Source organism: Faecalibacterium prausnitzii, assembly GCF_019967995.1.
GTDB classification, from domain to species: Bacteria; Bacillota; Clostridia; order Oscillospirales; family Ruminococcaceae; genus Faecalibacterium; species Faecalibacterium prausnitzii_E.
On sequence record NZ_CP065377.1, the window covers coordinates 339,173 to 357,207 of the forward strand.

The following is an 18,035-nucleotide window of genomic DNA, read 5'->3' on the forward strand; positions in this document are numbered from 1 at the left end:
GGCGGCGGGGCCGGGCTGGCTGGGTTCATTCGATGTTCTGTTTGCCGAGCACATCCGAGGTGGGAGTCTCGAAGGTGGGGATACCGGCATAGGGATCGGGGGTGGTATCAGCGGGCAGACTCTTCATATACTCGTCCATGGACTGCGCCACCTGCTTGGCGATGGCCACAGCCTCGACGACGGTGCGGGCACCCATGACCGCATCGCCGCCTGCAAAGACGCCGGGGCGGGTGGTGCTGCCGTCCTCACTGACGGTGAGCAGGCCGCGCTGGTTGGTCTCGATGCCGGTGGTGGTCTTGACGAGGTTGCTCTCGGAACCCTGGCTCACCGAGACGATGACGCCGGTGTGGGGGTAGAAGGTCTCGCTGCCCTCCACCTGGGTGAACTTGCCGTCCTCGCCCTTGACGGTGTCGCGGCAGATGAGGCCGTTCTCGCGGATCTCGACGGGAGCCTTGCAGAAGCGGAAGCCCACGCCTTCGAGCTTGGCGTAGCGCACCTCGTACTCGGAGGCGCTGATGCAGCTTTCATCGCGGCGGGCGTAGCAGGTCACATGGCGGGCACCGTTCCGGATGGCGGTGCGGGCGCAGTCCATGGCGGAGTTGCCCACACCGATGACGGCGATGTCGCTGCCCAGGTGGAACGCCTTGGAGTTGGCCAGGTAGTCGATGCCAAACGCCACGTTGCCCAGGGTCTCGCCCTTGATGTGCATGGCGTTGGCCTTCCACAGACCGGCACCGATGAAGACGCTCCTGTAACCGTCGCGGAAGAGGTCGTCGATGGTGATGGTCTTGCCGATGGTGGTGTTGGGGCGGAAGCGGATCCCCTTCAGGTCCAGATGGTGATACTGGAAGTCGTCCAGCACACTGTCGGGCAGACGGTAGTTGGGGATGCCGTACCGCATGACGCCGCCGATCTTGTCGCGGGCGTCAAAGATGGTGATGTCGTAGCCCCAGCGTGCCAGCAGCACCGCGATGGTCAGGCCGGCAGGGCCAGCGCCGACCACAGCGGCTTTCATGCCGTTTTTGGGGGAGGGGCCGGCCACCATCTTGTTGGCATAGGTGGTGGAGATGTAGTCCTCGATGATGGAGAAGTGGACCGGGTCGTGGCTGGGCATCCGGTTGCGGATGCAGTGGCCCTCGCACTGGTTCTCGTGGTTGCAGACCAGAGAGCAGACCGTGGTCAGGGGGTTGTTTTCGAACAGCATCCGGCCTGCGGCATCCAGCTCGTTTGCCTTGAGCAGACGGATGACCTCCGGGATGTTGGTGTGGATGGGGCAGCCCTGCTGACACATCGGCTTTTTGCAGCCGAGGCAGCGGTTGGCTTCGTCCAGAACATGAAGTGCCATGCAGTTCCTCCTCTTGCGCCCATTCTGGGGACGCTTCGTTGTATCCAATGTTCTCTATTATTCTACACCGGATGCCCCTCGTGATGCAAGAGCGTATCTGCCAATTTTTTTGCGAAAAATTTTGTCACTTCGTCAAAAAGATAATTTTTTGACGAAGTGCGCTGCCCATAGGCTCCGGTGTTTTCCGGCAGAGCGCGGAAAAATCGCTGGCCGTGAGCTGGGCGGAGACCATCCGGGCGCAGGCGTCGTTTTCGTCTTTCAGGCGCATCAGCGCATGCGAGACGGGAAGGTGCGCTTCCTTTAATAAAGAAAGCGCTTCCCGGTTGGCCCCCAGCAGGTGGAGATAAGGCGGCAGGGCGGGCAGGGCGTCGTCATAGCCCAGCGCGGCGTCCATGGCAAGGCGGCGCATCCGGGCGCGGGGATAGCGCACGGTGGTCAGGGTGTCCAGCAGCTCTTCGTGGGTGGTGCTGGCCCGCACAGCCCGCTCCAGCCGGTGTTCCAGACCCTCTGAAACACCCCGCACGGCAGCAAACGGCGTCTGCCCCACGCAGCGGGAGCGGAGCAGGGCCAGCTCGCAGCGGCCCGCCGCGTCAAAATCGGTGTACTGCCCGGCGGCGAAGGCTTCCCGGTAGAAGGGAAGGACGGCTTCGGGAACATAAGGGGCCACGGCATCCGCTCCGCCGGTCTGCCAGAGCTTCCGCAGGGCGCTGGCGCTGGCAAACCGGACGGCGTCCGGGGCCAGTTCCTGCCCGTGGTCTGCGCCCTGGCGGGGCAGCGGGACCGGCGTCATGGCGGGGGCCAGTTCAAGGATGGCCTTGCAGTATTCCACGGCCAGGTTGTTGTTGGGCTTGTCCAGCAGGGCGGCCAGCGGAGTGCCGGGGCAGAGCGCTTCCACCGCAGCCTGCCGCGCGGCAGCAAAGTTTCTGGCTCCATCGGCCAGCTGGGCCTTGAGGGCGGCGCGGTAGTCCGCGCACAGCAGGACGCGGGCTGCCTGCATCAGGAGGGCGGCGTCCGGCGTCTCGGCCCCGAAGACCAGCGCATCGCACCCGGCGGCAGAAAGGAGCCGTACCCCCGCGCGGGCAAAGGCTTCGGCCCCGGCCCCGGCGCAGGGGGCGGGCAGGGCGAAGACAAAGTCGGCCCCGCAGGTAAGCGCTGCGCGGACGCGGACGGCCTCCGGCAGCAGGGGCAGAGCGCCACGCTGGGTCAGCCCGCAGCTCATGGCCACGGCGACCCGTTCGGCCCCCAGTGCTCTGGCCTGCGCCAGCTGCCAGGCGTGGCCGTTGTGGAAGGGATCGTATTCGGCAATGATACCGGCCAGTTTCATAGAAGTTCACCTCAATTCCTCGGTCGGGCTCCCCTGATCAGAGCGCGGACTGAGAGGTTCGATTCAAATCAAAACGCATCGACAGACACATTGTGAAATATATGTCAGACTAACAACAAAAAATGGCAATAACCTGCGGATTCTGGGCAGGATGTACAAAAAAGATGGGATACTTTGTAGAACCCTTTGCCTCGTTTACGGCTTGAAAAGGGGGCAGACCTATTATATAATATTTTTAGGAATCTGTAAAATTCTGCCCGTTTCGGCGGGTGGAAAAACAATATGGAGGCACAAGAAGATGAAAGTTCTGGTTATTAACTGCGGTTCTTCTTCCCTGAAATATCAGCTGATCGATATGGACGGCGAGAAGGTGCTGTGCAAGGGCCTGTGCGAGCGCATCGGCATGGAGAGCAGCATGATCACCCACGAGGCAAACGGCCACAAGGCCACCACCCCGGCGATCTTCCCCACCCACACCGAGGCGTTTGCTGAGGTCGTCAAGAAGATGACCACCGGCGAGGGCAAGTGCATCAACGATGTCAGCGAGATCGATGCCATCGGCCACCGCGTGGTGCATGGCGGCGAGAAGTTCAAGAGCAGCTGCCTGATCACCGATGAGGTCATCGACACCCTGCGCGAGCTGAGCCCCCTGGCTCCCCTGCACAACCCCGCAGGCATCCTGGGCATCGAGGCTGCCCGCAAGGTGTTCGGCAACATCCCGATGGTCGCCGTCTTCGACACTGCGTTCCACAGCACCATGCCCCCGAAGGCTTATATGTACGCCATCCCCTATGAGTACTACGAGAAGTACGGCGTCCGCCGCTACGGCTTCCACGGCACCAGCCACAAGTACGTTGCACACAAGGCTGCAGAGTACCTGGAAGAGCCCATTGAGCGCCTGAAGCTCATCACCTGCCACCTGGGCAATGGTTCCTCCATCGCCGCTGTGGACCAGGGCAAGGTCGTCGATACCTCCATGGGCATGACCCCGCTGGCCGGCCTGATGATGGGCACCCGCTGCGGTGACCTGGACCCCTCTGTGGTCAACTACCTGAAGTACACCCTGAACATCACCGGCCATCAGCTGGACGAGATCCTGAACAAGAAGTCCGGCCTGCTGGGCATTTCCGGTGTTTCCAGCGACAAGCGTGACGTTGAAGAGGCAGCTGCTGCCGGCAACAAGCGCGCACAGCTGGCTTCCGATATGCTGAACTACCAGATCAAGAAGACCATCGGCAGCTACATTGCAGCCATGGGCGGTGTGGACGCCATCGTCTTTACCGGCGGCATCGGCGAGCACGATGACATTGCCCGTGCAAAGATCTGCCACCACATGGACTGGCTGGGCATCCGCATCGACACCGAGAAGAACAAGCACCCCGTCGGCGATGTGTGCGAGATCACTGCCTGGGGCGCCAAGGTCCGCACGCTGGTCATCGCTACCGACGAGGAGCTGATGATCGCCCGCGACACCAAGGAAGTCATCGAGAAGTAATCGAACCTCCAAAGCCGCATTGCAAGAGCCGCGTTTCCGCAGGGGAGCGCGGCTCTTTTGCTGTTTTGAACGATGCAAAGTCTGTCTTATTGGGCGGAATCCACAAAAAGGAAGGCGAAGGGTTGTTTTTTGGTTGACAAATCCAAAAAAGAACGGTACAATAGTGGAGTCCTCAGCTAGAGGATGTTTTATCATTCAAGCCCCTGGTAGCTTACGATCAGCGCGATGGTCCCTAAAAACCAAAGGTATGGTTACAATCCTTCCGTGGGCAAGAACTAAACAAAGAGGAGATACTACTATGTTCGAAGACAAGACTTTAGTTTGCAAAGACTGCGGCAAGGAGTTTGTTTGGACTGCTGGTGAGCAGGAGTTCTACGCATCTCGCGGCTTTGAGAACCAGCCCCAGCGCTGCAAGCCCTGCCGTGACGCCCGCAAGAACGGCGTCCGCGGCGGCAACAACGGCGGCGACCGTCAGATGTTCGATGCTGTCTGCGCAGCTTGCGGCAAGGCTTGCAAGGTTCCCTTCCAGCCCCGTGAGGACCGTCCGGTCTACTGCTCTGACTGCTTCGCTCGCATGAAGCAGAACTAAGCGCTGATTTTACAAGTTTGAATCGCGTGGCCCCCTCTGCCGCAAGGCAGAGGGGGCTTTTTGCGCCAAAGGCGAGACTGAGAGGTTGTACTACATGCTGCTTCACGGTTTCTGGGGAGCGGTCGTACAGAGCCAAAACGTTAAAATTTACAAGAATACTTGAAAATAAACCTAGTAATAGGGTATAGTATATATGGTCGGCCGTCTGGCTGGCGAAATGACCGAAACAGAAAGGAAACACCATCATGTTTGATATTTTTGATATGCTCAAGAAGGACAAGGACGAAAAGAAAGCTGCCGTGAAGCAGGTCACCCGCGAGACCATCATCGGTGATATTCTGGATATGGACCAGACCACCGCACCCTACTTCATGGAGATCGGGATGCACTGCCTGGGCTGCCCGGCTTCCCGCGGCGAGACCATCGAGGAGGCCTGCGAGGTGCACGGCGTGGACTGCGATGAGCTCATCGGGAAGCTGAACGAGCACCTGGCTGCAAAGAAGGACTGATGCTGCCCACACTGGATGCGCGTCTGACGGCGGCGGCAGAACTGGTGCTGCCGGGCAGGCCCGTGGCCGACATCGGCTGCGACCACGGCAAGCTGACGGCGGTGCTGGCGGCTTCGGGAAATTACCCGAAGGTCATCGGCGCCGACCTGCGCCCCGGCCCGCTGGCCAAAGCAAAACAGACGCTGGAACATGCAGGCTGCGAAGACCGCGCTGAGCTTCGGCTCGGCGACGGTCTTTCTGTGTTGTCGGCGGGGGAAGTGGGAACCGTCGTGCTGGCGGGTGTCTCCGCACAGACGACGTGGGAGATCATCGAACAGGCACCGTGGGTGATGCAGCCCGGCGGGCCGCGGCTGGTCCTGGTGCCTGCCACCCGCCACAGCGAACTTCGGCGCTGGCTGTGGGCACACGGCTTTGCCCTTGCGGCCGACCGCCCTGTGCAGGCGGCGGGCCGCTGGTATGCGGTGATGGCCGCAGAGTACACCGGCGAGCGGAAGGAAGCCTCCTTCACCGAATGCCTGTTCGGCAGGACCGACGAGTGGCCGGAGGGCGCGGGCTATGCGGCCTGGCAGAAAGCCAAGCTCCCCCGGTTCCGGCTGGGTGTGCCGGATGGGACCGCACTGGCCGAAGAGATCGACACATTGTTAGAATCCTCACCCTCTCAGGCTGCTTCGCGTCCAGCTCTCTCGAAGGGAGAGCCCTTGGCATAAAGAGATGCGCTATGTGGACTGCCAAACCCTCCCACTTCGGGGGAGAGCGGCATCGCGCAGCGATGACGGAGAGGGGAAAGCGGGTGAAACTATGAGAACAGTCAACGAACTTTATGAAGCGATGCAGCGCATCGCGCCGCTGGAACTGGCCGAAAGCTGGGACAACCCCGGCCTTCTGGTGGACTGCGGCAGACCGGTGGACCGGGTGCTGGTCACGCTGGACATCACCCCGGACGTGGTGGAGGAAGCCGCCGCCAAGGGCTGCGGGCTCATCGTGGCCCACCATCCGGTCATCTTCAGCCCGCTCAAGCGGCTGGAACCGAGGGACGTCCCCTTCCAGCTGGTACAGAACGGCATCTCGGCCATCTGTATGCACACCAATCTGGACGCCGCCGAGGGCGGTGTCAACGAGGTGCTGGCGGGCATTTTCGGGATGCGGAATTGGGAGCCTTTCGCGGGCGGCTGCGGCCGTGTGGGCGAAGTGGACCCCATCCCGGTGCCGGAACTGGCGAAAAAGGCGCAGGACGCGCTGGGCAAGCGGTGCAACCTGCCCGAAACTGGCCCTGCAGTGCAGGTGAAATACACCGACAGCGGGAGGCCCGTGCGGCGGCTGGCCGTCATCAGCGGGGCAGGCGGGAGCCTGTTCGAAGAGGCCATTGCCGTGGGGGCGGACTGCCTGCTGACCGGCGAGGCCAACCACCACCACGCCTGCGACGCGGCCCGGCTGGGCCTGTCGCTCATCGCGGCGGGGCACTACGCCACCGAGTTCCCGGTAACGGAAGCCGTGGCCGAAAGGCTGCGGGCGGCGTACCCGGAACTGGAAGTGCTGGTGAGCACCGCGAACCGAGACCCCTATACTTATATATAAAGAAGGAGAGTGAGGAAAGAATATGGCTTTGGATGCTGCAACGCTGGCATTGACGGCGGCAGAACTGAAAACGACCCTGACCGATGCGAAGATCGCAAAACTGTTTGAGCCGACCCGCGATGAACTGGTGCTGACCCTGCGCACCCGCACCGAGACGTACAGCCTGCTGCTGTCGGCCCGCAGCGGTTCCGCGCGGGTCTGCCTGACCGAGGAGAGCTTCGAGAACCCGGAGACCCCGCCGTCCTTCTGCATGCTGATGCGCAAGCATCTCACCGGGGGCAAGCTGCTGGATGTCCGGATGGAGCCGGGCGACCGCATCGTCTACTTCGAGTTCCAGTGCACCAACGAGATGGGCGACCTGGTCCGGAACGTCCTCTGCGCGGAGCTGATGGGGCGCTACTCCAATCTGGTGCTGGTGCAGAACGGCAGGATCATCGACGCCCTCAAGCGGGTCGATTTTGAGGACAGCGACATCCGGCAGCTGCTGCCCGGCCTGCCCTACACCGTGCCGCCCAAACCGGCCCGCCCGGATTTTCTGACCGTGAGTTCGGCTTCCATCGTGGCAGCGGCCTGCGAGCGGGACCTGCCCGTGGCGGATGCCCTGAACAAGACGGTGGCCGGAGTCGGCCCGGTGGTCTGCCGCGAAGCCGCCTGGCGCGCATTCGACGGCGAACACCTGCTGGCCAATGAGCTGACCGGGGAGCAGAAGCGGGCCCTGATGGCAGCCATCGACGAGCTGAAGGAGATCCACGCCAACGGCGGCTGTCCGTGCAGTGTGACGGCTCCGGACGGCAAACCGGTGGAGTTCACCTTCTTCCGGCCCCGGCAGTACGGCGAGGCCTATGCGGTCAGGGAGTGGGCGTCCTTCAACGCGATGCTGGAGGGCTACTATGCCGAAAAGGACCGTGCCGAGCGCCTGCGCACCAAGAGCAAGGAACTCCACAAGGCGGTCCACAACATGTACGAACGCGCTGTCCGCAAGCAGGCCGCCCGGCAGGAAGAGCTGGCCGCCAGCGGCAAGAGCGAAAAGCTCCGCCTGTACGGCGAGCTGCTCTCGGCCAACCTCTATCTGGCCCAAAAGGGCATGAAGAGCATCACCGTGCCCAACTGGTACGATGAGGGCAGGGAAGTCACCATTCCGCTCGACCTGCGGTTCACGCCCAGCCAGAACGCGCAGAACTTCTTCAAGAACTACAAGAAGAAGCAGACGGCGGCGCGGATGCTGGTGGACCTGTTGGCCGAGGGCGAAAAAGAGATCGCCTACCTCGAAACGGTCCTGTATGAGGTGGAAACGGCCTCCGGCGAGGCGGCGCTGAATGAGATCCGCGCGGAGCTGAAGAGCCAGGGCTACCTGAAATATTACAAGCAGCGGGACAAGCGCCAGAAACCGGCGGATTTCCTGCGGTTCACTTCCAGTGACGGCTTTGAGATCCTGGTGGGGCGGAACAACGCCCAGAACGACCGGCTCACCCTTCACACCGCCCGCGGCAAAGACCTGTGGTTCCATGTGCAGAAGGCCCCCGGCAGCCACGTGGTGGTCATGAGCCGGGGAGAGGACATCCCTGACACCACCCGGCAGGAAGCCGCTGAGCTGGCCGTGCTGTATTCCAGCACCTTCAAGGCGGGCACCGGTGCCAAGGTCGCGGTGGACACCACCGAGGTGAAGAACATCTGGAAAGCCAGCGGTGCCAAGCCCGGCATGGTGCTGTACGAGGTGTACACGACCGTCTACATCACACCGAGGGAGGATCTGGCGGAGCGGCTGAAAATGAAGAAGTAAAGTTTGCGGAATGCCAAGGGCTCTCCTGCCAGGAGAGGTGTCACCGAAGGTTTTGTATAACAGGAGCTTTTTTGGGGCATCCTGAAAGGGTGGCTCCGGTTTTCCACCGGAAGGGACTTCCGGAAATTGTGCGTTCTGCACAAAATTTGAGCCGGGAGGCCAAAAGAAGAAAATAAAAAAGAAAAATCAGATTTTTTCTGAAAAATCGCGAAAAAGCACTTGCCAAATGCACGAAGATGTGATAAAATATCTCTCGGCTGCAAAAGGCTTGTGCGATACAAGTCGTGCAGGCCAGCGATATGCGTAGATGCGGGAGGTTGTCATCCGGCGATAGCTGTGATGGGTTATTTCCGCGGAGTATGTCCGATCTTAGAACCGGGCGAAAAAATTACTGACAGCGATGGAATACGTTCCCTCGGCAGGGCGACCTGCGAAACGGGCGGAACCAATGTTCGGATTTGATTTGCTAATATTTTCCGGGAGAACTGCCAGGCGGTTCACCGGTTTTTCTAGTGCCAAATCGAGGAACACCCGGAACTGTGTAGAGCAATTTATCGGCTCGCCTAGGGCAAAATCAATTTTTTCAGGAGGCGTAAGCAATGGCAGTCAAAGAGAAAATCAGAATCCGTCTGCAGAGCTATGATGCTCAGCTGATCGATGCCGCAGCAGAGAAGATCGTGGAGACCGCAAAGCACACCGGTGCACGCGTGTCCGGCCCCATCCCCCTGCCCACCGACCGCGAGATCGTGACCGTTCTGCGTGCTACCCACAAGTACAAGGATAGCCGCGAGCAGTTCGAGAGCCGCACTCACAAGCGTCTGATCGACATTCTGAAGCCGTCTAACAAGACGGTCGAGGCTCTGATGAGCCTCCAGCTCCCCGCTGGCGTGGACATCGAGATCAAGCTGTAAAAGCTGATCCGGAGATGCTCCTCGTTTCCCGAGGGGTCATGTTGGCGGTGACGTGCGCCGCCAACCAATAACCTTTACAGGAGGAAAAGAAAATGGTTAAAGGCATTATCGGCAAGAAAGTCGGTATGACTCAGCTGTTCGATGAGAACGGCAAGGTCGTTCCCGTGACCGTCATCGAGGCAGGTCCCTGCACCGTCGTGCAGAAGAAGACCGTCGAGAGCGATGGTTATCAGGCTGTTCAGCTGGGCTTCGGCGAGGTTTCCGCCAAGAAGGTCAACAAGGCAGCTGCAGGCCACTTCAAGAAGGCAAACGTTGCCCCCAAGAAGACCCTGCGCGAGTTCCGTCTGGAAGATGTTTCCGCAATGAACGTTGGCGACGTGCTGAAGGCTGATGTCTTCGCAGCTGGCGACAAGGTCGACGTTGTGGGCGTTTCCAAGGGCAAGGGCTACCAGGGCGTTATCAAGCGCTACGGTCAGCACCGTCTGCGTGAGAGCCACGGCACTGGTCCTGTTGCTCGTCATGCAGGTTCCAACGGTTCCACTTCTACCCCCTCTCGCGTGTTCCCCGGCAAGCGCCTGCCCGGCCACATGGGCTTTGTGCGCGTCACCGTGCAGAACCTGACCGTTGTCAAGGTTGACACCGAGAACAATCTGATCGCTGTCAAGGGTGCAGTTCCCGGTACCAAGGGCACCATCGTCACCCTGGCCAACAGCGTGAAGGCGTAAGGAGGAAAGCTACAATGGCAAAGTTTAACGTAGTCGATATGAACGGTCAGCATGTTAGCGAGATCGAGCTTTCCGACGCCGTGTTCGGTATCACCCCGAACGAGAAGGCTGTCCACATTGCGGTGGTGAACTTCCTGGCCAACCAGCGTCAGGGCACCCAGAACACCAAGATCCGCATGGAGGTTTCCGGCGGCGGCAAGAAGCCTTGGCGTCAGAAGGGCACCGGCCACGCTCGTCAGGGCTCCATCCGTGCTCCCCAGTGGACCCACGGTGGTGTTGCTCTGGGCCCCAAGCCCCGCAGCTACAACTACCACATCAACAACAAGGTCAAGCGCCTGGCTCTGCTGAGCGTTCTGTCCGACAAGGCTGCCAATGGCAACATGGTCGTTGTTGACAAGTTCGCTTGCGATGAGTACAAGACCAAGACCGTGGTTGCAATGCTGAACGCCGTTGGCGCCGGCAAGAAGAACCTGCTGGTCAATGAGACTGTCGATGCAAAGTTCGTCAAGAGCGCTGGCAACATTGCCGGTGTCAAGACCACCTTCGCTGGCAGCGTGAATACCTATGACGTGCTGAACGCCGACAAGCTGATCATCAGCGTCGACGCAGCAAAGAAGCTTGAGGAGGTGCTTGGCTAATGAAAACCGCACATGATATCATCCTGAAGCCGGTCATTACCGAGAACTCCATGGCTGGCATCGCCGACAAGAAGTACACCTTCAAGGTCGCTACCGACGCTACCAAGGTCGAGATCGCTCAGGCAGTCGAGACCCTGTTCCCCGGCGCTAAGGTCGCAAAGGTCAACACCATTTCTGTGCGTGGCCGCTTCCGCCGCCAGGGCATGCACGCAGGCTACACTGCTGCATCCAAGAAGGCCATCGTCACCCTGACCAAGGACTCCAAGGAGATCGAGTTCTTCAACAGCATGGTCTGATCGAACCCACCGAGGGTTCCTCTATGGGGATATGACCCCGATAATAATTCATAAGATAAACAAAGGAGAATAGCATTATGGCTATCAAGAAGTATGGCCCCACTACTCCGGGCCGCCGCGGCATGACCGTCACGGATTACAGCGTCCTGAGCAAGGTCGCTCCTGAGCGCAGCCTGCTGGAGCCCATGAAGAAGCACAGCGGCCGCAACAACACCGGCCGCATCACCGTCCGTCACCAGGGCGGCGGCAACCGCACCAAGTATCGTGTCATCGACTTCAAGCGTCAGAAGACCGATATCCCTGCTACCGTCAAGACCCTGGAGTACGATCCGAACCGCAGCGCATTCATCGCTCTGGTCGAGTACACCGATGGCGTCAAGAGCTACATCATCGCTCCCGACGGCCTGAAGGTCGGCGATGTGATCCTGAGCGGCAAGGGTGCCGACATCAAGCCCGGCAACTGCCTGCCCTTCGAGAACATCCCCGTCGGTACCATCATCCACAACATCGAGCTGTATCCCGGCCGCGGTGCTCAGCTGGTTCGTTCCGCTGGCAACATGGCTCAGCTGATGGCAAAGGAGAACGGCTACGCACTGGTTCGTCTGCCCTCCGGTGAGATGCGCAACGTGCCCCTCAACTGCACTGCAGTCGTCGGCCAGGTTTCCAACATCGACCACGAGAACGTCAACCTGGGCAAGGCTGGCCGCAAGCGCCACATGGGCGTCCGTCCCGGCAGCCGCGGTACCGTCATGAACCCCTGCGACCACCCCCACGGCGGTGGCGAGGGCCGCGCACCTGTTGGTCACTCCGGTCCTATGACTCCCTGGGGCAAGCCCGCTCTGGGTCTCAAGACTCGCAAGCATCATAAGCGCTCCGATAAGCTGATCGTGAAGCGTGCAGGTAAGTAAGAGAGGAGTTTAAGACAATGGGTAGAAGCATTAAAAAAGGACCTTTCGTCCAGGCTGCTCTTCTGAAGCACGTTGAAGCGATGAACGCTTCCGGCAAGAAGCAGGTCATCAAGACCTGGAGCCGCGCCTCCACGATCTTCCCCGAATTCGTTGGTCACACCTTTGCCGTCCACGACGGCCGCAAGCATGTGCCTGTGTACGTGACCGAGGATATGGTTGGCCACAAGCTGGGTGAGTTCGTTCCCACCCGCACCTTTAAGGGCCACACCGGTAATTCGAAGTAAGAGAAGGAGGAACACAACATGGAAGCTCGGGCAATTCTTCGTTATGCCCGCATTAGTCCTCGTAAGGTGTCCATCGTTATGGATCTGATCCGTAACAAGCCCCTGGACGAAGCGCTGGCAATCCTGCAGTACACCCCGAAGGCCGCTTGTGAGCCCCTTCTGAAGCTGGTGAAGTCTGCAGCCGCAAATGCGGAAAACAACTTCAATATGGACAAGAACAACCTCTACGTCGCCGAGTGCTACGTCTGCCCCGGCCCGACGCTGAAGCGCATGATGCCTCGTGCACAGGGCCGCGGCTACCGCATCCTGAAGCGCACCAGCCACATGACCGTTGTTCTGAAAGAGAAAGAGTAAGGAGGGAAAACAATGGGCCAGAAAGTAAATCCGCACGGCATTCGTGTCGGCGTTATTAAAGACTGGGACAGCCGCTGGTTTGCCTCCAAGAAGGATTTCAGCGATAACCTCGTCGAGGATCACAAGATCCGCACTGAGCTGAAGGCTCAGCTGAAGGACGCTGGCGTCCCCAAGATCGAGATCGAGCGCACTGTGGATCCTTCCACTTCCGCTCCCCGCGTCACCGTCAACATCTACTGCGCAAAGCCCGGCATGGTCATCGGCAAGGGCGGCGAAGAGCGCGTTGCACTCCAGAACAAGCTGACCAAAGAGTATGGCAAGACCGTGATCGTCAATGTCATCGAGGTCAAGAGCGCTTCCACCAACGCTCAGCTGGTTGCTGAGGACATCGCTCGTCAGCTGGAGAACCGCGTGACCTTCCGCCGTGCCATGAAGCAGTGCATGCGCAATGCCATGAGCCCCCGCGATCGTTCTACCGTTCCCGCAAAGGGCATCAAGGCAATGTGCTCCGGCCGTCTGGGCGGCGCTGATATCGCTCGTACCGAGAGCTATCATGAGGGCACCATCCCCCTGCAGACCCTGCGTGCCGACATCGACTACGGCTTTGCAGAGGCTGCTACCACCTACGGCCGCATCGGCGTCAAGGTGTGGGTCTACAAGGGCGAGGTCCTGAAGAGCGCTAAGACCGCTCAGAAGAAGGAAGGAGGCAACAAGTAATGTTACTGCCTAAGCGTGTTAAGTACCGCCGCGTTCAGCGCGGCCGCATGACCGGCAAGGCTACCCGCGGCAACGTGGTGTGCCAGGGCCAGTACGGCCTTGTTGCTCTGGAGCCGGCATGGATCTCTTCCACTCAGATCGAGGCTGCCCGTGTTGCGATGACTCGTTACATCAAGCGCGGCGGCAAGGTCTGGATCAAGATCTTCCCCGATAAGCCCGTTACCGAGAAGCCCGCTGAGACCCGAATGGGTTCTGGTAAAGGCTCTCCCGAATACTGGGTCGCTGTGGTCAAGCCCGGCCGCGTTCTGTTCGAGCTGGCAGATGTCGATGAGGCAACTGCTCGTGAGGCTCTGCGCCTGGCTATGCACAAGCTGCCCATCAAGTGCAAATTTGTGGTCCGTGAGGACTCCGTGAAGGAGGATGGCACCAATGAAGGCTAATGAACTCCGCGAGATGCAGACCGCAGAGCTGACCAGCAAGCTGGCAGATCTGAAGGCTGAGCTGTTTAACCTGCGCTTCCAGCATGCCATCAACCAGCTGGAGAACCCCGGCCGCATCGAAGCAGTCAAGAAGGACATCGCCCGCGTGATGACCGTTCTGGCTGAGAAGCAGTAAGGAGGTTAAACGATGGAAGAACGTAATCTGAGAAAGACCCGCGTCGGCGTTGTCGTGTCCGACAAGATGGATAAGACCATCGTGGTTGCCGTTAAGGATAGCGTGCAGCACCCCCTGTACAAGAAGATCCTGAAGCGTACCGCCAAGTTCAAGGCTCGTGATGAGAAGAACGAGTGCGGCATCGGTGACCGTGTTGAGATCATGGAGTGCCGCCCCCTGAGCAAGGATGTGCGCTGGCGCCTGGTCCGTATCGTTGAGAAGGCAAAGTAATCTTTGCCCGCTGCTTTGAACAGTTTGAAAGGAGATATCTGAAATGGTTCAGATGCAAACTTATCTCAAAGTTGCCGACAACACCGGTGCCAAGGAGCTGATGTGCTTCCGCGTGCTGGGCGGCACCCGCAAGAGATACGCAAACATTGGTGACGTCGTGGTCTGCTCTGTCAAGAAGGCAGCCCCCGGCGGCTCCGTTAAGAAGGGCGACGTCGTCAAGGCTGTCATCGTGCGCAGCAAGCATGGCGTCCGCCGCGACGACGGCTCCTACATCCGTTTCGATGAGAACGCCGCCGTTATCGTCATGGCCGACAAGAGCCCCAAGGGTACTCGTATCTTTGGACCCGTCGCTCGCGAGCTGCGTGATGCCGGCTACACCAAGATCCTGAGCCTGGCTCCGGAATCGCTGTAAGGAGGTTTTAGTAATGAATAATCTTCATGTTAAAACCGGCGACAACGTTATGATCATCAGCGGCAAGGACAAGGGCCACACTGGTAAGGTCCTGCAGGTCAGCCCCTCTGAGAACAAGGTCATCGTTGAGGGCCAGAACATGGTTACCAAGCACGTCAAGCCCCGCCGTCAGGGCGAGCAGGGCGGCATCGTCAAGGCTGAGGGTGCAATGTACGCATCCAAGGTCATGCCCATCTGCCCCAAGTGCGGCAAGGCTGTGCGTGTGGGCCACGTCGAGAAGGACGGTAAGATGGTCCGCGTCTGCAAGAAGTGCGGCGCTGAGCTGTAAGAAAGGAGTATGGAACAATGGCTCGTTTGAAAGAACAGTATGTCAATGAAATTGCTCCTGCTCTGAACTCCAAGTTCGGTTACAAGAGCGTTATGCAGATCCCCAAGCTGGACAAGGTCGTCATCAACGTTGCCTGCGGCGAAGCCAAGGACAACGAGAAGATCCTGGAAGCTGTCATGAAGGATCTGGGCCAGATCACTGGCCAGAAGGCAGTCGTCTGCCGTGCCAAGAAGAGCGTTGCAAACTTTAAGCTGCGCCAGGGCACTCCCATCGGCTGCAAGGTCACCCTGCGTGGTGAGCGCATGTACGAGTTCGTCGATCGTTTCTTCAACGTCGCTCTGCCCCGTGTCCGCGACTTCCGCGGCATCAACGGCAACGGCTTTGACGGCCGCGGCAACTTCGCATGCGGCATCAAGGAGCAGATCATCTTCCCGGAGATCGACTTCGATAAGGTCGATGCAGTCCGCGGCATGGATGTCTGCTTCGTTACCACCGCTAAGACCGACGAAGAGGGCAAGGAGCTGCTGAAGGCTCTGGGCGCTCCGTTCGCTACCGAGAATAACTAAGGAGGAGATTGGTACAATGGCTAAACTGTCTATGAAGCTGAAGCAGTCTCGTCCTGCTAAGTTCTCTACCCGTGCATACACCCGTTGCCGCATCTGCGGCCGCCCCCACTCCGTGCTGCGCAAGTACGGCGTGTGCCGTGTGTGCTTCCGTGAGCTGGCCTACAAGGGCGAGATTCCCGGTGTCAAGAAGGCTTCCTGGTAATTTACCGGACGCCGGATAAATGGTCGGATATCCGCTCCGGGGCAAACGATTGTTTCGGAGCGGTATCATTATAAAACAAATGAGAGCTAATCTAAGGAGGTTAGTGGCAAATGCAGATTACTGATCCTATCGCGGACCTGCTGACTCGCATCCGCAACGCTAGCACTGCCAAACACCCTTCTGTGGAGATCCCCGCATCGAACATGAAGAAGGCAATCTGCCAGATTCTGGTTGACGAGGGCTACATCAAGGGTATGCAGGTCAAGAACGATACCGTCCAGGGCACCATCGTTGTCACCCTGAAGTATCAGGCAAATGGCGAGCCCGTCATCGCCGGCCTGCGCCGTGTTTCCAAGCCCGGCCTGCGCATCTACACCAACTGCGAGGATATGCCGAAGGTCATGAAGGGCCTGGGCACCGCAATCATTTCCACCTCTAAGGGCATCATGACCGATAAGGCTGCTCGTGCTGCGCACGTTGGCGGCGAGGTCCTGGCCTTTGTGTGGTAAGAAAGGGGTAAAAGACAATGTCGAGAATTGGAAGAAAACCCATCGTCATTCCTGCCGGTGTCACGGTCACTGTTGATGAGGCAGCACATACCGTCGCCGTCAAGGGCCCCAAGGGCAGCCTGAATTCCAACTATCATCACCTGATGACCGTCAAGGTCGAGGGCAATGAGGTTTTGGTTACCCGCCCCAATGACGAGCCCGAAGCACGCAGCCTGCATGGCCTGACCCGCACCAACATCGCCAACATGGTGAACGGTGTCGTCAACGGCTATGAGAAGAAGCTGGAGATCGTCGGTGTTGGTCTGCGCTGCCAGAAGCAGGGCTCCAACCTGGTCATGAACCTGGGCTTCTCTCACCAGGTGAACATCCCCGATACTGAGGATTGCACCATTGTGTGGCAGGACCCCAACCACTTCTCTGTTACCGGTATTGACAAGCAGAAGGTCGGCCAGTATGCCGCCGAGATCCGCGCCAAGAAGCCGCCTGAGCCTTACAAGGGCAAGGGCATCCGCTACGAGGGCGAGGTCGTCAAGCACAAAGAAGGCAAAGCCGGCAAGGGCAAGAAATAAGGTAAGGAGTGAAAGACAATGGTTAAGCAGATCGACAAGAACGAAGCTCGTCTTCGTCGTCATCGCCGTGTTCGCAACAAGATCAGCGGCACCGCAGCACGTCCTCGCCTGGATGTTTTCCGCTCCGCCAAGCACATTTACGCTCAGATCATCGATGATGAGCAGGGCGTGACTCTGGTGTCGGCTTCCACCATGGACAAGGACTTCAATGGTTTCGGCGGCAACGTCGAGGCCGCTGCTGAGATCGGCAAGAAGATCGCAGCAAAGGCTCTGGAAAAGGGCATCACCGAGGTCGTTTTCGACCGTGGCGGTTACGTTTATCATGGCCGTGTTAAGGCCCTGGCTGATGGCGCCCGTGAGGGCGGCCTGAAGCTGTAATGAGAGGAGGAAACACATTATGGCTATGAGAAACCGTGAAGACGACGGCATGATCACCAAGGTTGTCTCCATCAACCGCGTTTCCAAGACGGTCAAGGGCGGCCGCATCATGAAGTTTGCTGCTCTGGTCGTTGTGGGCGACGGCAAGGGCACCATCGGTTACGGCATCGGCAAGTCCGGCGAAGTGCCTGAGGCAATCCGCAAGGGCGAAGCTGCTGCAAAGAAGAACATGCACAAGGTTGCCCTGAAGGGCACCACCATCCCCCACGAGATCGTCGGCAAGTACGGCGCAGGCGCCGTTCTGCTCAAGCCGGCTGCACCTGGTACCGGTATGATCGCCGGCGGCCCTGTGCGTGCCGTCATTGAGGCTGCTGGCATCAAGGACATCCGTGCGAAGTCTATGCGTTCCAACAACCCCATCAACGTTGTTTCTGCTACCTTCGCAGGTCTGTGCGGCCTGGTCAGCGCGGAGTCCGTCGCTGAGAAGCGCGGCAAGACCGTGAAAGAGATTCTGGGTTAAGGAGGTAACAAACCATGGCAGATAAGATGCTCAAAATCGAGCTGAAGAAGAGCCTGATCGGCCGCGGCGCAAAGCAGATCGCTACCGCCGAGGCTCTGGGCCTGAAGAAGCCGGGCGACGTTACCGTTCAGCCTGACAATGCCGCTACGCAGGGCAAGATCGCAAAGATCGGCTTCCTGCTCAGCGTCACCGAAGCCTAATAGCAGGGGGTATACG

General features: G+C 59.4%; 28 protein-coding genes. 26 read left to right on the plus strand and 2 right to left on the minus strand.

From position 1 onward, the window contains the following. Positions 1 to 25: 25 nt before the first annotated feature. A complete protein-coding gene (locus tag I5P96_RS01680) occupies positions 26 to 1,345 on the minus strand; it encodes an NAD(P)-dependent oxidoreductase (protein ID WP_223382864.1) in 1,320 nt (439 codons plus the stop codon). 124 nt (positions 1,346 to 1,469) lie between these two features. Then, positions 1,470 to 2,669 carry a nucleotidyltransferase family protein gene (locus tag I5P96_RS01685; protein WP_223382865.1) on the minus strand — a complete coding sequence of 400 codons (1,200 nt, stop codon included), beginning with the start codon at positions 2,667 to 2,669 and terminating at the stop codon, positions 1,470 to 1,472. A 298-nt stretch (positions 2,670 to 2,967) separates the two neighbouring features. On the opposite strand from I5P96_RS01685, the gene I5P96_RS01690 reads away from it, so the two are divergent. The 26 genes from I5P96_RS01690 to rpmD all read left to right on the plus strand — a co-directional run bounded on the left by I5P96_RS01690 (position 2,968) and on the right by rpmD (position 18,019). Beyond that, a complete protein-coding gene (locus tag I5P96_RS01690) occupies positions 2,968 to 4,164 on the plus strand; it encodes an acetate/propionate family kinase (RefSeq protein WP_223382866.1) in 1,197 nt (398 codons plus the stop codon). A 298-nt stretch (positions 4,165 to 4,462) separates the two neighbouring features. Further along, a complete protein-coding gene (locus I5P96_RS01695) occupies positions 4,463 to 4,753 on the plus strand; it encodes a zinc-ribbon domain containing protein (RefSeq protein ID WP_097793127.1) in 291 nt (96 codons plus the stop codon). Between the two features lie 245 nt (positions 4,754 to 4,998). After that, complete coding sequence (locus I5P96_RS01700) at positions 4,999 to 5,262, plus strand: DUF1858 domain-containing protein (protein WP_223382867.1); 264 nt, start codon at positions 4,999 to 5,001, stop codon at positions 5,260 to 5,262. Continuing rightward, the gene (locus tag I5P96_RS01705) at positions 5,262 to 5,969 is read left to right on the plus strand and encodes a class I SAM-dependent methyltransferase (RefSeq protein WP_223382868.1); all 708 of its coding nucleotides are present in this window, start codon (positions 5,262 to 5,264) and stop codon (positions 5,967 to 5,969) included. The genes I5P96_RS01700 and I5P96_RS01705 overlap by 1 nt, the downstream gene beginning before the upstream one ends. Before the next feature lie 91 nt (positions 5,970 to 6,060). Next, entirely contained in the window at positions 6,061 to 6,837 is a 777-nt protein-coding gene (locus tag I5P96_RS01710; protein ID WP_223382869.1) for a Nif3-like dinuclear metal center hexameric protein, read from the plus strand. 22 nt (positions 6,838 to 6,859) lie between these two features. Then, positions 6,860 to 8,617: an NFACT family protein gene (locus tag I5P96_RS01715; RefSeq protein WP_223382870.1), complete on the plus strand. Its 1,758-nt coding sequence runs from the start codon at positions 6,860 to 6,862 to the stop codon at positions 8,615 to 8,617. Positions 8,618 to 9,216: 599 nt separating this feature from the next. Next, positions 9,217 to 9,528, plus strand: a complete 312-nt coding sequence (rpsJ, locus tag I5P96_RS01720; RefSeq protein WP_005934923.1) for a 30S ribosomal protein S10 — start codon at positions 9,217 to 9,219, stop codon at positions 9,526 to 9,528. A 92-nt stretch (positions 9,529 to 9,620) separates the two neighbouring features. After that, positions 9,621 to 10,253: a 50S ribosomal protein L3 gene (gene rplC / locus I5P96_RS01725; RefSeq protein WP_097793123.1), complete on the plus strand. Its 633-nt coding sequence runs from the start codon at positions 9,621 to 9,623 to the stop codon at positions 10,251 to 10,253. Positions 10,254 to 10,267: 14 nt separating this feature from the next. Further along, complete coding sequence (rplD, locus tag I5P96_RS01730; protein ID WP_005938033.1) at positions 10,268 to 10,891, plus strand: 50S ribosomal protein L4; 624 nt, start codon at positions 10,268 to 10,270, stop codon at positions 10,889 to 10,891. Next, a complete protein-coding gene (gene rplW, locus I5P96_RS01735; RefSeq protein WP_005934919.1) occupies positions 10,891 to 11,187 on the plus strand; it encodes a 50S ribosomal protein L23 in 297 nt (98 codons plus the stop codon). The genes rplD and rplW overlap by 1 nt, the downstream gene beginning before the upstream one ends. Positions 11,188 to 11,264: 77 nt before the next feature. Then, positions 11,265 to 12,095 (plus strand): 50S ribosomal protein L2, encoded by an 831-nt coding sequence (gene rplB / locus I5P96_RS01740; RefSeq protein ID WP_097793121.1) that lies wholly within the window; start codon positions 11,265 to 11,267, stop codon positions 12,093 to 12,095. 17 nt (positions 12,096 to 12,112) lie between these two features. Next, on the plus strand, positions 12,113 to 12,379 hold the full coding sequence (gene rpsS, locus I5P96_RS01745) for a 30S ribosomal protein S19 (RefSeq protein ID WP_005934915.1): 267 nt from the start codon (positions 12,113 to 12,115) through the stop codon (positions 12,377 to 12,379). Positions 12,380 to 12,397: 18 nt separating this feature from the next. Continuing rightward, positions 12,398 to 12,733, plus strand: a complete 336-nt coding sequence (gene rplV, locus I5P96_RS01750) for a 50S ribosomal protein L22 (protein ID WP_005921882.1) — start codon at positions 12,398 to 12,400, stop codon at positions 12,731 to 12,733. Between the two features lie 12 nt (positions 12,734 to 12,745). Beyond that, positions 12,746 to 13,450, plus strand: a complete 705-nt coding sequence (gene rpsC, locus I5P96_RS01755; RefSeq protein ID WP_005934914.1) for a 30S ribosomal protein S3 — start codon at positions 12,746 to 12,748, stop codon at positions 13,448 to 13,450. Further along, positions 13,450 to 13,890, plus strand: a complete 441-nt coding sequence (rplP, locus tag I5P96_RS01760) for a 50S ribosomal protein L16 (protein WP_005938020.1) — start codon at positions 13,450 to 13,452, stop codon at positions 13,888 to 13,890. Before rpsC ends, rplP begins: the two co-directional genes overlap by 1 nt. Then, complete coding sequence (rpmC, locus tag I5P96_RS01765) at positions 13,880 to 14,065, plus strand: 50S ribosomal protein L29 (protein ID WP_005921879.1); 186 nt, start codon at positions 13,880 to 13,882, stop codon at positions 14,063 to 14,065. Before rplP ends, rpmC begins: the two co-directional genes overlap by 11 nt. A gap of 12 nt (positions 14,066 to 14,077) precedes the next feature. Continuing rightward, positions 14,078 to 14,335, plus strand: coding sequence for a 30S ribosomal protein S17 (gene rpsQ / locus I5P96_RS01770; protein WP_055190687.1), 258 nt, complete (start codon positions 14,078 to 14,080; stop codon positions 14,333 to 14,335). A 43-nt stretch (positions 14,336 to 14,378) separates the two neighbouring features. Then, positions 14,379 to 14,747, plus strand: a complete 369-nt coding sequence (rplN, locus tag I5P96_RS01775) for a 50S ribosomal protein L14 (protein WP_005938014.1) — start codon at positions 14,379 to 14,381, stop codon at positions 14,745 to 14,747. 13 nt (positions 14,748 to 14,760) lie between these two features. Next, complete coding sequence (rplX, locus tag I5P96_RS01780) at positions 14,761 to 15,075, plus strand: 50S ribosomal protein L24 (protein WP_005934911.1); 315 nt, start codon at positions 14,761 to 14,763, stop codon at positions 15,073 to 15,075. 17 nt (positions 15,076 to 15,092) lie between these two features. Beyond that, positions 15,093 to 15,641, plus strand: coding sequence for a 50S ribosomal protein L5 (rplE, locus tag I5P96_RS01785; RefSeq protein WP_005934909.1), 549 nt, complete (start codon positions 15,093 to 15,095; stop codon positions 15,639 to 15,641). Positions 15,642 to 15,657: 16 nt separating this feature from the next. After that, complete coding sequence (locus I5P96_RS01790; RefSeq protein WP_005921866.1) at positions 15,658 to 15,843, plus strand: type Z 30S ribosomal protein S14; 186 nt, start codon at positions 15,658 to 15,660, stop codon at positions 15,841 to 15,843. A gap of 110 nt (positions 15,844 to 15,953) precedes the next feature. Next, positions 15,954 to 16,352 (plus strand): 30S ribosomal protein S8, encoded by a 399-nt coding sequence (gene rpsH / locus I5P96_RS01795; protein WP_005934908.1) that lies wholly within the window; start codon positions 15,954 to 15,956, stop codon positions 16,350 to 16,352. A gap of 17 nt (positions 16,353 to 16,369) precedes the next feature. Beyond that, positions 16,370 to 16,921, plus strand: a complete 552-nt coding sequence (rplF, locus tag I5P96_RS01800; RefSeq protein ID WP_118553502.1) for a 50S ribosomal protein L6 — start codon at positions 16,370 to 16,372, stop codon at positions 16,919 to 16,921. An 18-nt stretch (positions 16,922 to 16,939) separates the two neighbouring features. After that, the gene (gene rplR, locus I5P96_RS01805; RefSeq protein ID WP_015564643.1) at positions 16,940 to 17,299 is read left to right on the plus strand and encodes a 50S ribosomal protein L18; all 360 of its coding nucleotides are present in this window, start codon (positions 16,940 to 16,942) and stop codon (positions 17,297 to 17,299) included. Positions 17,300 to 17,318: 19 nt separating this feature from the next. Next, positions 17,319 to 17,819, plus strand: a complete 501-nt coding sequence (gene rpsE / locus I5P96_RS01810; protein WP_005937997.1) for a 30S ribosomal protein S5 — start codon at positions 17,319 to 17,321, stop codon at positions 17,817 to 17,819. A 14-nt stretch (positions 17,820 to 17,833) separates the two neighbouring features. Further along, positions 17,834 to 18,019, plus strand: a complete 186-nt coding sequence (gene rpmD / locus I5P96_RS01815; RefSeq protein ID WP_005921851.1) for a 50S ribosomal protein L30 — start codon at positions 17,834 to 17,836, stop codon at positions 18,017 to 18,019. Positions 18,020 to 18,035 lie beyond the last annotated feature (16 nt).